12 protein-coding genes are annotated in these 12,659 nt (G+C 44.9%); all 12 read right to left on the reverse strand.

Annotation, left to right across the window (positions count from 1 at the left end; all coding sequences use genetic code 11):
- Nucleotides 1–1,422: hypothetical protein (locus AC1DSE_RS19135; protein ID WP_477528038.1), on the reverse strand; the 1,422-nt coding region annotated here is incomplete at its 3' end.
- Entirely contained in the window at nucleotides 1,423–3,657 is a 2,235-nt protein-coding gene (locus tag AC1DSE_RS19140) for an MFS transporter (protein ID WP_441883458.1), read from the reverse strand.
- Nucleotides 3,657–3,941: a hypothetical protein gene (locus AC1DSE_RS19145; RefSeq protein WP_477512450.1), complete on the reverse strand. Its 285-nt coding sequence runs from the start codon at nucleotides 3,939–3,941 to the stop codon at nucleotides 3,657–3,659. The genes AC1DSE_RS19140 and AC1DSE_RS19145 overlap by 1 nt, the downstream gene beginning before the upstream one ends.
- Nucleotides 3,942–3,997: 56 nt before the next feature.
- Nucleotides 3,998–4,399, reverse strand: a complete 402-nt coding sequence (locus AC1DSE_RS19150) for a hypothetical protein (protein WP_477528039.1) — start codon at nucleotides 4,397–4,399, stop codon at nucleotides 3,998–4,000.
- A gap of 83 nt (nucleotides 4,400–4,482) precedes the next feature.
- A complete protein-coding gene (locus AC1DSE_RS19155; protein WP_441883454.1) occupies nucleotides 4,483–5,283 on the reverse strand; it encodes a metal-dependent hydrolase in 801 nt (266 codons plus the stop codon).
- 65 nt (nucleotides 5,284–5,348) lie between these two features.
- Nucleotides 5,349–6,032, reverse strand: a complete 684-nt coding sequence (locus AC1DSE_RS19160) for an EAL domain-containing protein (protein WP_441883452.1) — start codon at nucleotides 6,030–6,032, stop codon at nucleotides 5,349–5,351.
- Between the two features lie 11 nt (nucleotides 6,033–6,043).
- Entirely contained in the window at nucleotides 6,044–7,096 is a 1,053-nt protein-coding gene (locus AC1DSE_RS19165) for a CpaE/TadZ family protein (protein ID WP_441883450.1), read from the reverse strand.
- A gap of 283 nt (nucleotides 7,097–7,379) precedes the next feature.
- A complete protein-coding gene (locus tag AC1DSE_RS19170) occupies nucleotides 7,380–7,763 on the reverse strand; it encodes a DinB family protein (protein ID WP_477512451.1) in 384 nt (127 codons plus the stop codon).
- Nucleotides 7,764–7,924: 161 nt separating this feature from the next.
- Nucleotides 7,925–8,320, reverse strand: a complete 396-nt coding sequence (locus AC1DSE_RS19175) for a VOC family protein (protein WP_441883446.1) — start codon at nucleotides 8,318–8,320, stop codon at nucleotides 7,925–7,927.
- Nucleotides 8,321–8,525: 205 nt separating this feature from the next.
- Entirely contained in the window at nucleotides 8,526–9,743 is a 1,218-nt protein-coding gene (locus AC1DSE_RS19180) for an MFS transporter (protein WP_477512452.1), read from the reverse strand.
- 66 nt (nucleotides 9,744–9,809) lie between these two features.
- Nucleotides 9,810–10,385 (reverse strand): TetR/AcrR family transcriptional regulator, encoded by a 576-nt coding sequence (locus AC1DSE_RS19185; RefSeq protein WP_441883444.1) that lies wholly within the window; start codon nucleotides 10,383–10,385, stop codon nucleotides 9,810–9,812.
- A 702-nt stretch (nucleotides 10,386–11,087) separates the two neighbouring features.
- Nucleotides 11,088–12,551: a hypothetical protein gene (locus AC1DSE_RS19190; protein ID WP_441883442.1), complete on the reverse strand. Its 1,464-nt coding sequence runs from the start codon at nucleotides 12,549–12,551 to the stop codon at nucleotides 11,088–11,090.
- Nucleotides 12,552–12,659: the final 108 nt, after the last annotated feature.

Here is a 12,659-nt window from a genome sequence, read left to right on the forward strand (position 1 = left end):
CGTCCAAGCTTCCCATCCTGGCTCCGAGCTTGATACGCGCAGCGGATTGAGATACGTATGCGTACCACGATCCGGTGATAAGTCCACCACGTGTAGAATTACACCCTCACCGCTTTGCGCAACAGCCATATTGGCCGTTAAAAATGACTTCCCGCTAGAGGTGGGCGAAGTCAGAAACAAGATCCCCTGAAGAGCAGACATAAGTTGCTGTTCCTTCTCCTCTTCTTCACCCTGCAGGGTTAGATCCGATAGTGAATCTGCTATGTGTAATAAATCATCCAGGACTTCCTTCCTTGGTCTCCTCGATTTCAAACGCGCTAGAATGCGATGTAATGCATTGCCTGCCCAGCGTAAGCCATAGCCGACTTTTCTCGCCAGCGTAATAAGACCAGCCGTTATGACCGCTAAAACGCCTTTGCGAGGTGGGCTATCCGTTTGTTCCTTCTCTTCATGGTCAACCTCTTCTTCCTTGCTATCCTCCTTTGCTAACGATATAACAAGCTCTTCAGGCGCCTCTTGCTCCCAATTCCCCTCTGCTGCCATCCAACGCTCCCAGCTGATTGGATCTAACCAGCGGCCAATGAGCTCCGGCATGCTAAGCCCTGATAGAATCGTTACCTCGTGGCCTGATGCCGTTAGCGGATCTAATACACGCTGCAGCTTTTCGCGCAGCTCCGCGATCATGCGAAAGCGCTGGCGCTCTTCTTTGGTCATTTCGGTTGTTTCGTCATCACGTTCACGCGAATCGATTTGGTATTCCATGACGGATAAACGCAGCACATACACGCTCCGCTTTGCTTCACCGCTTTCAGCCATGTTCCGCCACATCGTTATACGGTTTTGCTTCAGAGCTGCCATACCTTCGGAAGCTACCGGTTTATTAGCTTTAGCTGTCCATAACTCGTGCTGATAGTCCGAAATCTGTTCAGAAGATATCGAAGCCTCAAAACGTTCGCTTGCGCATGCCCTTAAAAATTGTTCAAAGCCGTTAATTCGTTGTTTCTTTTGGTTGTAGACCGCGGTTTGCCATGGATCTGCTTGCAACGAAATGACCATATGCAACATTTTGCCGCTGCGATAAAACCAGCCATCACTCTCAGCACCAAGCAGCTGCTCCATCTCATCACCGGTGCCTGTATTTTTTTGCCGAATATACCGATAACGACGACGACGCCGATAAGACCATGAAAATAATCGTCCGAATATGGATAAGACAAAGATCAATAGCAGTCCAGGGATCTTAATCCAAAATGGCAAAGGCAATAAAAAAAGGAATCCGCCTCCGAAGAGCGTATTCCCCATTACCCAAGCGATATCATTAAACGTCAAACCCAGATACTGTATATCCTCTCGTATATCCCCTAAAAAATAAGCACTCAACAACTCATTTTCCTGTTCTTGCCGACTGAGATCCTCTGCCACCTATTTCCCTCCTTTCTTTTTACTTGTTCCTTCATGCTGCCGCAACATATCCGCTTGCAGCTTTTCAAAACTGCCCATATCCATCCCATTTAGCGGTTGTTGCCCATGATCTACTGGCATACCGTCTATAATGACCATGATTTTTCCGGACATGGTCCGCCAGAAAGGCAGCCTATTTTCCCGATATAGCTTATGGACTTCTTCTAGTCGTTTGGCTTGCGTTTCTCTTACCATAATGTAATTCTCTGTTACATTTGCCTCAAAACCAGCAAGTAAATCAGTATCACCGCTGGATCTCAATTGCTGCTCAAGATCTGCCAAATATTGCGATCCCCGCGGCAAATCAAAACGCACATAAGGTGTACTCTCCGTGCGAAGGTTTTGCAGCAATGGCAAAATTTCTGGCATATCAATCTCCGGAATCCATAGCTGTCCATTTACCAGCTTCAATTGCTTGACCCATGGATACTGTTTTCCCTTTTCACTCAGCTGGTTATAGGCCGATTGTGCTTCGGTTGTACTTAAATTGGTTTTTGTATAAACCGGCAGTTTCTCCGTTAAAGCATCAAGTGTTTCCCTACTTGCTTCAGACTTCGTAAAGCGGCGGATATCCTGCTTGTCACTATCAATAAAGACACCATTTTTGGTATAACCATGACTGGCTGCTGACTTGATCTGCGCATCCTGCAGCTCGCGCATAACAGGTCTTACCGTTTTCTCTACTAACAGCTCACCGGTGCCTGCGTTGTATGCTATACCCTTACCATACGTTTGTTCGAGATGACCGACTATTTTCTCCATGTCTCCTCGACTTTCTTGATCCACTCGAATGACGGCACCTGATACAAAGCCCTCCGGTTTTAGCTGATGTTCAAGTTCGTGCGCAGGGATATCTAGTAAATTCAAGCCATGATTCGTCACTTCTTGACCAGCTTCTTTCATAACCACGTTACCCGTTTTATGCTTCCACACGGCAGGCGCTTCGTATTTCACACCCTGCAATGCTTCAGAACCACCACCGGTCATGATTGATTTCATGATGGCTTTTTGCACATTTCGCTCTTGCATCCGTCTGCCAACATCGGCTACACGGTTACTTGACTGTGACCAGCTTAAACCTTTTCTTTGGAGCGCTTCTGAGCCAAATCGCTTACCCATTGCATTTAAAGCCATTGAGCTGCGATGACCAAACGTTCCTAACTTTTCGACGGCTTGACCACCATTGAGATGTACCGGCATTTTAGCCGCTAACCATACCGGACGGAGCCAAACAAAGAAGAGGAGCACAAACAACACAATGGCGGTGATCGGAGCAGCAATAGCAGGATGGATGCCAATGTCCGACATAAACCCAATATCCGCCCCAAAGTCTGTTTGCGCTTTAACAAAAATCGCCCAATACACAGCCATCAGGTAACCCGCAAACAAGGTTCGAGTATAAATGTTTATAAATCCTACCAGTGTTTCTAGCTTTCCGGAATACGCTGTATAAGCTATCCAGAGTCCTACAAAGATGGCCATGATAATGACAATAATACTTTTAAGCATCGACAGCACAAAGGATGGCACAATAATCCCCGATACATCAAAAAACAGTATAAAAATACCGCCTTCTGTTTCTGCCATTAATTGTCCGAGCGACATGCCGGCATACGCAGGATTCGTTATACTGTCGATGCCGATTACCAATGACTTTAGGATCTCTTCACCCGTTAAATTTTGATACGTAATGTCAGCCTTGCCGATAATGCCAGCGAGCGTCAATTGTGTGAGCCAGTTTAAACCCACGTTTATAAAATTCATAACCGATAGGCTTACACCGGCAGATATAAAGCTCCATAAAAATACTTTTAAGAGCTGACCCATCTCTTTTTTGCCCTTTATAATCTGGATGGATAGCATACCAATACCTACCAGTAGCGCAACTAAGCTAATGATGGAAATAATCGACCACCCTACAAATACTGCTTTGATATCAGCAATATGAGGGGTAAACAAGTAACTCTTTGCAAATGTCCCATATAACGGTGCAAGAAACTCATCCGTCCAGCCGATAACTACGCCATCGATAGCATCTTTAATTAGCTTACCCGACATGAGATCCTGAAACGTTTGGGTTATATCGCGGAACTGACTACCTAAGTCCGTCACCCATTCCGGTATATACCATTTATCATTGCTCTCTTTTGGCTCCTCCACTGCAGCAGCCAAATAGGTGTAAAAAACATCTTGCATCACATCGTCCACCCCATTTTCCCCAAAACATTAAAGATGCCCTCTAAGATAGCAAACATCCCTGAAGTGACGAAGAGCATAATAATAGCGAGCGCAATCCCCATCCGTTTCCAAAACTTTGAATCATTCAGATTGGCCTTCGCCAACTTCACCTGCCATAAGAAAAGGATCATTTTATACAGCCAGTAGACAAGGGCGATGGTGGATACGATAGTGGCAAAGGTGCCTGCAATGACAAGCACCCATTCCAGCGCCCCCAACTGATTGACATCAATAGCGTACATTTTCTTCATCTTCTTGAGATAAGCTTCCGACGTTTCCGATGCGAGATAACTAAGCATTACATACCGGAAGTAATATCTTGTGTGCTCGTCCAGTTATATACCTGCTCCAGAAAGTCTAGGAATAGACCGGAGAAGAAGAAGAAGATAATGAGGAATACAACGCCCGTTTCAATCCAAAACTTCTTATTACCCATACTTTCTTTTGCTTGTTTGACTTTTATGCCAAAACGGATAATATCGTATATGCTGTAAACCAATAGGAAGATAATCATAAACGTAATTGGGACCATCACGACATAAAACATGAAACCAAGCCMATCAAGCAGTTTCCAATCGAATTTGAAATACTTCTTTAGTTTTGTAATTGGATTACTCTCATCTGCCGCATAGGCCATCACCGGCATCATCCAAACCATAATCATCATAGGCAGCCATACCAACCATTTTTTAATCTTCATTGTTAAAAACACCTTCCGTTTGTAGGATTTTTATAGGACTATTGCTCATTTGATCTCTTTCAATCGAAATGTTTGTAGGAGTTTTATAGGATTGAAGATAAAAAAGCCTCCATTCGCCAATCTTCTGGCATTATAAAGACGATCCAGCAAACAATGCTAATTCCCCAACACAACCCCGACAATAACCGTTCACCGGTGCCTCCATTATCAAAAAGCCGTAAAGCCACATGTATTTTTTTTGAGATTAGAGAGCCAATCCCCTCACGTCCAAATAGATCACCGATCAGATGCGCCCACCAGCCCACGATAAGCCCCATGCTAATGGCCTGCACCATCCATAGATCGCTTTGCTGCCCAAAAGAAAAGGCTCCAATACTTAAGGCTAGCGCAAACTCTGGCGTATGAATGATCCCCCGATGCTTCACCATGGGAAGAATAAGTAATGCCCCGCCTGCAAAAGCTGTGATCCAGTGCCAATCATACATGGCATATGCCGCAAGTAATAAGGCTCCTACGCCAAGCAATACCAGGCTACGCAGCTTCGCAAGCAATAAGCATAAAACGCCTGCAGCAGCCCAAAGCGGTGCACTCATTGCCCATACGTTGTCTAGGTCGAGTCCAAGTCTAGGGAGTCCCCATATGGCAGCCGCGATTAACAAAAGTAGCAAACCAAGTGATTGAGCCATTCTTCGGTTTTGTGTAGAGAGCTGAATGAGGTTACTAGCCGTACTGGTCTTATGATCTAAATCCGGTGCCAGGCTCCCTACCGCAACAGCTAAAATGTAGACTATGGGCGATGCCATATGTCCGTCCATTTGTGGCAAGAGTGAAAGCAGGCCCGATCCAACGGCCACACCTAGTGCCACATGTCCTGCTTTGTTCATTGTTTTCACCCCCTCTCTCGATTTTTTCACATAAAAAAACGATTCACCCAGGTATGGTGAATCGCTTATTTTACTGCTTGAAGTGGTTGAGAGCTGATTGTTTTCCCTTCAATAACACGGCTTGGCATGCCTAGGTAATAGCCCTGGACGTACCGGACACCACAGGTATGAAGCAATTGCAATTGCTCCTCTGATTCCACACCTTCGATAATGAGCTTAGTATGCAAGAGCTCACATAACTCTAGCATGTATCTTATGATAAGAGGCACTTGAGGTTCAGCATATGCCGCTATAAACGCCTTGTCTAGTTTGATCCATGATGGTCGAAATGTCGTAGACAGCAGCCGATCTAAGTTGGCATTTCGTTTGCCAAAGTCATCATAGGCCATGGTATATCCTTTCAAGGCCAATTGCTGCAGCTGCCTTTTTATACGCGCACTGTAGATCGTGCTCTCCATGATTTCCAGTACCAGTTGATTGGCAAGGCCTTCAGGTAATGACACGCCTGCTAATAACGTTTTAGGATGTACATTTAAAAATAGCAATTGCTGCGGTTGGAGCCTTGGTAAAGCTTCCGCGATAGCTGTATGCATGAGCTCACGATCAAAACGTGCGATTTGTCCAGCATAACGTTTGAAGAGCTCAGCTGGACTCTCTCCCCTAGATCCACTCACAAAGCTCTCATACCCAATAACCTCCTGTCCTCGCGAAATATCCACTATGGGTTGGTAACGTAAGATATAGCTCACTCATTTCCCTCCTAACGCTTTATAAATCGTCCAAAGAAACCTGCTGGCTTTCGTGTAGTGATATTTAGAATCCGCTCGATCACCTGCTCTGCTTCTTCCGACAACTGGTAGGGATCGCAAGTTGGTAAGGACATGACATGTCTTCCAGCCAAGGTTTCCGCTATTTCATCCCTGGCATCTTCCGAAGCCATAGGCAATACGACTCGCCACTTTTCTTGTGGCTTATGAATATGTTTGCGGCAAAGCTGCACCAGCTCACGTTGCCGCCAGCTGCTACCGGACCCGACCAAGACCGGAATCGTTGCCCGAAAGAAAAGACTCGTATGTTCACTCGTATTAATATTGCCCAGATCAACGATTAAATAGCGAAATTGCTCAGCGTAAGACTCTACCCAATCCATGTCTACTGTGCTTTTAAAGTAAGTCACTTTATCCATTTCAAAGCGTGGCTTAGTATTGACTACCCCATTGTGATTAAAAGCAAGAAATTCGAAACAGGGGTTGCGACCAGCCTCCCAAATGGCCACTTTACCATCGCCCTGTTTAGCTAGGTAGTTCGCAAGCGCAAAAGATAGATGTGTACTTCCAGCCCCATCAAAAGCCCCTGCTACGGCAATTAGTATGGTTGGTTGATCATACGTTTGCGATACTACCTTTTCTTGGCTATCCGCTAATTGTGTCTCCGGCAGCGGAGCATCGAGCGTAAGATTCAAATGTCTCTCCCAATTGGTTTCTGGCCAAACCCAAGCAATCCCTTGCGAGGTCCAGTGACGTGCATGTTGATGAGAATGCTCTTTGACCACAATAGCAATGGGGATATTGGGTGCGAACAAACTCAAACGTTCAATCAATCCAGCATGCTCCTCCGGCATGACAATAAGGGTAACCGTCATTTTTAGGAGCATGCCTTCCATTTCTTTTTGATCATTACATACATGCAGCCGGTACGCTGGCGGCGGTATCTCTTTTACTTCTAAATTGTAAATCAAGACATGCAATCCTCTGTCACCTCCATAAACGAGTAAAAGCCGCCAGCTCATGTCTGACGGCCTTTCGCTTCTCATTTTTCTACTCTTTCAGTATATCTAATTTTCTCATTGTCATCGTTTGCATTTCGTATGCAAAAAGTATGATATTTAAAGAAAACATGGATTGATGTAGCTTTATAATAAAGTTTAATAATTTTAAAGCTACTTTTTTCGTTAAGGAGACCAAATATTTTTAAAATAAGTTTTGATAAAAACTGAACTTTACGACGAAAGGTTTCCATCAGGCATCCCTTTTGTTCTTCAACTATCGTTTCCCGTTAGTTCAATCATCAGTAGCAAATAGCTTTAGGAAGTCGTGCTAACTAATGCTGAACTTTGCAATTTTCTCGTCCAGTATCGCCTTCTGTCGCAAATGGTGCCTGCTATGCATGCCAACCATCTCAAACCAATCACGCGCGTTCAGCCACCCAAACCAACCATGACGCACCTTGCAAGCCGGATTCGCCTCATTTACGCAACTCGCCCAGTATGCCAATTTCTCTAGTACTTGCTCCAAGCCAACTTTGATTTCATCCTTGCTACTGGGGTTTCTTGTCGCGTTGGGTGGTTGCTCAAGCTTCACACGGATATTGGGCCACTCTTTTTGGGCAAACGCCTTCGTTCCGTCTTCGGTCTTGCCTTTAGGCTCTACGTGCTTTGCCTTGATACAGGATTCAATATGCCCAATGTACTCTTCCGCCACTTCGATCACGTGAATATACATTTACCCGATCGACCATACGTTTTCATTGCATTTAAACCTCAACTGCTCCATCGAATACCTGTCCAAATTCCACATATATTGCTCGATAATAGTAGAAGAATCGTTCAACATCCTGATCCTCTCCCGCTAATCTCAATTAATTACAGCACCTGCGCAATCTCCCACACATGCCCGTCCGGATCGGCAAAACAAGCCGTCCGCCGCCCCCAGGGGCGCGTTACCGGTCCATTCAATAGCTTAACACCACGAATTACAAGCTCATCGCATACCTGATCAACATCGGGTACTTGGATCGTGAACTGAAACCGAGCGCCATCACCATTATGACCTACTCGTACCGGCTCAATTAACTCGCGGGCATTTGTTTGATTTAACAGATTAATGCTTGTATTGCCATAATCGAACACCGCACAATTTTCATCTTCATACATGATCGCAAGTTTAAACGACTCTTGATAGAATATCTTCGACCGTTTCAAATCTTCCACAAATAATGTGATTTCGGTAATTTTGTTTGTCCATTCAGTTGTCGCCATCCGTAATCAACCTCTTTTCCATTTTTCAGCAATTTTATTTACGAATTGCCGTCTCCCATTCTTTTTCCATCCTGAGTCGAGTTAATTATAGGATACCTCAATATAATAGAACAAGTGTTCCGTACAGTAAACGAATTCTTTTGAATAATTTTCTATATTATTCTGCCCGTTAGTTTAGAACGTGTGGATTACTCAACTGTGCTCCTCAATCAATGAGATTTTCCTTCCTTAATCTCGAAAACTCCGTCGCATAATACGCCATGGCGATGGCCGGTAAGGCGATTCCGATCAGCAGTGCCGCCTCCCAGCCCCCCGTTGCGTATGCCCATCCCCCTGCCGCTGAGCCCATAGCGCCCCCTAAAAAGAAAATGGCCATATACAAACCGTTAAGCCTACTGCGAAATTCCGCTCCTAAAGAGAAAATCACCCGCTGCCCGAGAACCATGTTGGCGGTAACCCCCATGTCAAGTAAAATCGCCGCAACTACGAGGATGGGGACTGCGAGTGCAGAACTTGTTGGAACGAGCAAGGGAAGCAGCCCGGAAAAGATGACGATGGCCAATGCCCATCCCGTAGCCGGGCGAACCCATCCACGGTCTGCCATACGGCCCGCCGCTGGCGCCACAATTGCCCCCATTACCCCGACTAATGCGAACAGAGCGACCTCATTCTGAGTGAAATGGAACGGCGGACTTGTCAATACCAACGGAACTGTAGTCCAAAACAAACTGAACGTTCCGAATACACAAGCATGATAAATTGCCCTCCGGCGCAATGCCGGTGTCGCCTTCAGCAGATGCAGCATGGAGTACAGCAGCGCCGGGTAAGCTTTAGTGGTCGAAGGCTTCCTTGCGGGTAGTGCCTTTGCCAATACAAGAGCCAGCGCGAAAATCAATGCTGCGGAGATGAAATATATGGCGCGCCAGCCCATATACTCCGCCACCAAGCTTGAAATGGGACGCGCGAGCATAATCCCCAGAAGTAGCCCGCTCATGACGTTGCCCACATTGCGACCGCGCTCGGCTTCAGGCGAAAGATGAGCCGCATACGGTACAAGGATTTGTGCTGCTACGGAACCTACTCCGATCACGAGTGAGGCGGTGAGGAACAGGATGGCGCTTTTGATTACAGCGGCAATTGTCAAAACGGCAGCTGTAAGGAGCAATGATGAAAGGATCAACTTACGATTTTCCAAGATGTCTCCCAACGGTACGATAAATAACAAGCCAATCCCGTAGCCGACTTGAGTCAACGTAACGATGAGTGCCGCAGCCCCGGAAGAGAGCCCGATGGTCGAACCGATTGAGCCTATCAATGGTTGAGCATAATAAAGATTTGCCGCTATGATACCGCAAGCGGCTGCCAGGATAAAAATCAGCGATGGCGAAACCGGTTTTTCCGTTGGAATGGAAGCTGAATGCATAGAAAGTCCCCTTTGCTCACCAGAAATTTTCTGGAACAATCGTTCCGGAATGCGCAAAAAAATGTCTTATATCATTTCCATCACCATGTCTATCATCTGCTGCATCTTGATGCGGTCACCCTGCACCTTCGCAACGATATTTATACTATGATTCAGGTTTGAGAGCAGATAAGATAAAGTCTTGATATCTTTCTCAGGCATGATTTCTCCCGTCTCCTGACCTTTGCGCAGCAGCTCGTAGAAGGATTTCTCCAACTCGTAAAACCGCTCCCGGATCAACGCATTCAGTTGCTCATCTGGCGAATCCATGCCGACTGCCGCATTAGTAATGAGACAGCCCTTCGGCGACTCGCCGTCCAAGGCGGAATCGATGTGTATCTCGAAGTACTGCCGGATTCCCGATTTTGCGGATGTCGCATTGACGAGGATGTCCCGTTTGGCTTGCTTCCACTTCTTGTACCAGTTGATCGCCTCGATATAAAGCGTTTGTTTGTCTCCGAACGTTTCGTACAGACTTGATCTGCTAAGATTCATAGCTTCCAGCAAATCGGGAATGCTTGCCGCTTCGTAGCCCTTCTTCCAAAAAACGAGCATCGCTTTATGAAGCACCGCTTCTTTATCAAACTCTTTGTAGCGTCCCATGGTTCTCCCTCCGTTTCCGTAGGTACAGTATATTCTTTTTCGGAATGATCAGTCCAGTATTTTCTGCAGATATGAAAGTTAGCTCAGACTGGGATAAGATGGAATACAGACTTTTATGTGAAATTAGTGGACCTCTGCTATTCGTGAGAAACCTGCATCGTACCGAGGGAGTTTAATGAAGCACCATTTTTGTAATCTACACCGAAATTTTATCGATCTTTGTTCCAAATTATCAAAACTTGTTTTAAGTCTACGATTGATGATGAAAACGTTTATAACCTTTAACGATTACAAGATTAAACGATTACGATTTAACGCACCTTAACAACAGCGCAGCATTTACGAGACTTTGCCGAATAAAAACGAACCTATTTTTATTTTACCGAATATAAACCGACTATTTCTAAAAAACAGCTTATAAAAACGGAAAATTTTTAAATAATAGAGTTTAACTTTCTTGTTTTTGCATACCTAAATTCCACTGGCTAGTTCAACGCTTTTTTTATCTGTTTATTTTCGAAAATGCTCTTACAAAAAATTCATCATTCAAAACTGTCATTACTTGGGTGAGAAATCATGTGTTAAGGACGATTACAGAAAATGATTAGGTGAGTTTTATTGCGAGAATGAATAGTTTTGAAGGGAACGATAACGGATTGGGAAATGCGAAAGAGCCCTTATCCTAGAGTCTAGGGCTGAGGGCTAAGCTTGCATTGTTTTTAAATATGTAGCGAGGCAAAAATCCTGCGGCGGATCAGGTATAGGCTTCCATGTAGGAAGTTTGTCCATTTCCCAAGCCATCCATTGCATCAATGACTCTGAGGATTCGCCTTCACGCATACGATAACCGGCATCCATAATCATATCCTTAAAGGCGGTAGGATCGATGCGCTTGGCCAGTGCCATCGTCCGGAATGTATGTAGATCCACATTCAACTCCAGCTCTTCAGCAGCCAAGGTCGACAACTTATAGTCTAGTGTATTAAACGCGCCTGGTAGGGCATGCTGTTGTTCCAGTGTTAGTAAAGCGCGGCGGCATAACTTTCTAAATCCTGGCTTCATAAAACCATTCAGCTTGAGTACAAAATCTTCTCGCTTGCGTTCCTTCACAAATCTTATGATACCTGTCTCTTTGGTAATGGCCAGTAGTGCAGCTGCCCCTTTATCTCGCATTTCAAGTCGTATGCGATCTATTGCCTTCTCTGGATGCTCACCATCCATATCAAAGCTTTCTTTAATGCGAGCCATAACGTATCGCAGTACACTTTGGCTTTTATCCTTCAGCATCGCAGCAAGCTGCAGCAAACCTTGTCCATTTTGCCAATCCAGGATTGATTCACAACCAATAGCCACTAAATAGCCCTTTATTTGGGCAATCAAGCGGCGGTAGCTTTTTTTGGCAGGAAAAATAGAGCGATAATGCATGCCGGTGATATGCCTTGGCATGAGTGCCGCATTCACCTGAAATACTGCTTTTGGTTCACCGAATAAGTTACGTTCCACTCGTGCAATTGAAAACAATGCCTGACCATCTATAACCATAGTTGATCCCAGCTGCTCTAATACCTTCCGAATATGACTGTTATCCTCACGATGTATGAGCTGCCCAAGCTTAGAGAAATTAAGCTGCAGCAATTTACGTCTCTCATCTCCTTGTTGGCCACAACCATAGATATAAAGCTTCTGAACCGCTATAGACAGCGATGTAAAAGCCTTTCTCGTTACTAGTGAAGGCAGCAAAATAAATCGCCCTAACTGACCGTCAGGCTCTAAATACGAGGGCAGGCTAATGGATAGCGTACCCATATACTTTTCTTTTGTTTCAAGTATGAGCTTATGCAAAACAAATTTATGATAGGATGCATAAAACTGATCTTTGTTTACGGGGACTTCAAAGAGTTCCTTCAGCTTTAAGTAGATAATATGACGATTGATGTACGTGGAAATACCTACTGTCTGAATGCCTACCTGAAGCGTCATTGCAAGCTGCAAATCTGCTTTAGTGAGATGATGCATGAGTCTTGCTCGTCCACTCGGAGAACGAAACGTCTGACGTGCTTCGAATCCTTCTTCAATAGCAAATAAAGCTTGTAAAAAACGGTAGCTGAACTTAATAGGTGTGTTAGTTTGAAGTGGCTGGATGATTGATTTATGTTCGTTCAGCATAGGTTTTCTCCTTTCTTGATGAGGTGATTCTATATAATTTTCAAACTGGTAGCTATTTTACATAAGGCATTGTGCTTTAGCTGAAAATATTTTTGACGGTTATAACGC

The organism is Paenibacillus sp. 01L418 (assembly GCF_056400045.1).

Bases quoted from the DNA above. Each gene is read 5' to 3' on its own strand.
- AC1DSE_RS19140 (WP_441883458.1), bottom strand. From the start codon at position 3,657: ATGCAAGATGTTTTTTACACCTATTTGGCTGCTGCAGTGGAGGAGCCA.
- AC1DSE_RS19145 (WP_477512450.1), bottom strand. From the start codon at position 3,941: ATGTACGCTATTGATGTCAATCAGTTGGGGGCGCTGGAATGGGTGCTT.
- AC1DSE_RS19155 (WP_441883454.1), bottom strand. From the start codon at position 5,283: ATGAACAAAGCAGGACATGTGGCACTAGGTGTGGCCGTTGGATCGGGC.
- AC1DSE_RS19165 (WP_441883450.1), bottom strand. From the start codon at position 7,096: ATGAGAAGCGAAAGGCCGTCAGACATGAGCTGGCGGCTTTTACTCGTT.
- AC1DSE_RS19175 (WP_441883446.1), bottom strand. From the start codon at position 8,320: ATGGCGACAACTGAATGGACAAACAAAATTACCGAAATCACATTATTT.
- AC1DSE_RS19180 (WP_477512452.1), bottom strand. From the start codon at position 9,743: ATGCATTCAGCTTCCATTCCAACGGAAAAACCGGTTTCGCCATCGCTG.
- AC1DSE_RS19185 (WP_441883444.1), bottom strand. From the start codon at position 10,385: ATGGGACGCTACAAAGAGTTTGATAAAGAAGCGGTGCTTCATAAAGCG.
- AC1DSE_RS19190 (WP_441883442.1), bottom strand. From the start codon at position 12,551: ATGCTGAACGAACATAAATCAATCATCCAGCCACTTCAAACTAACACA.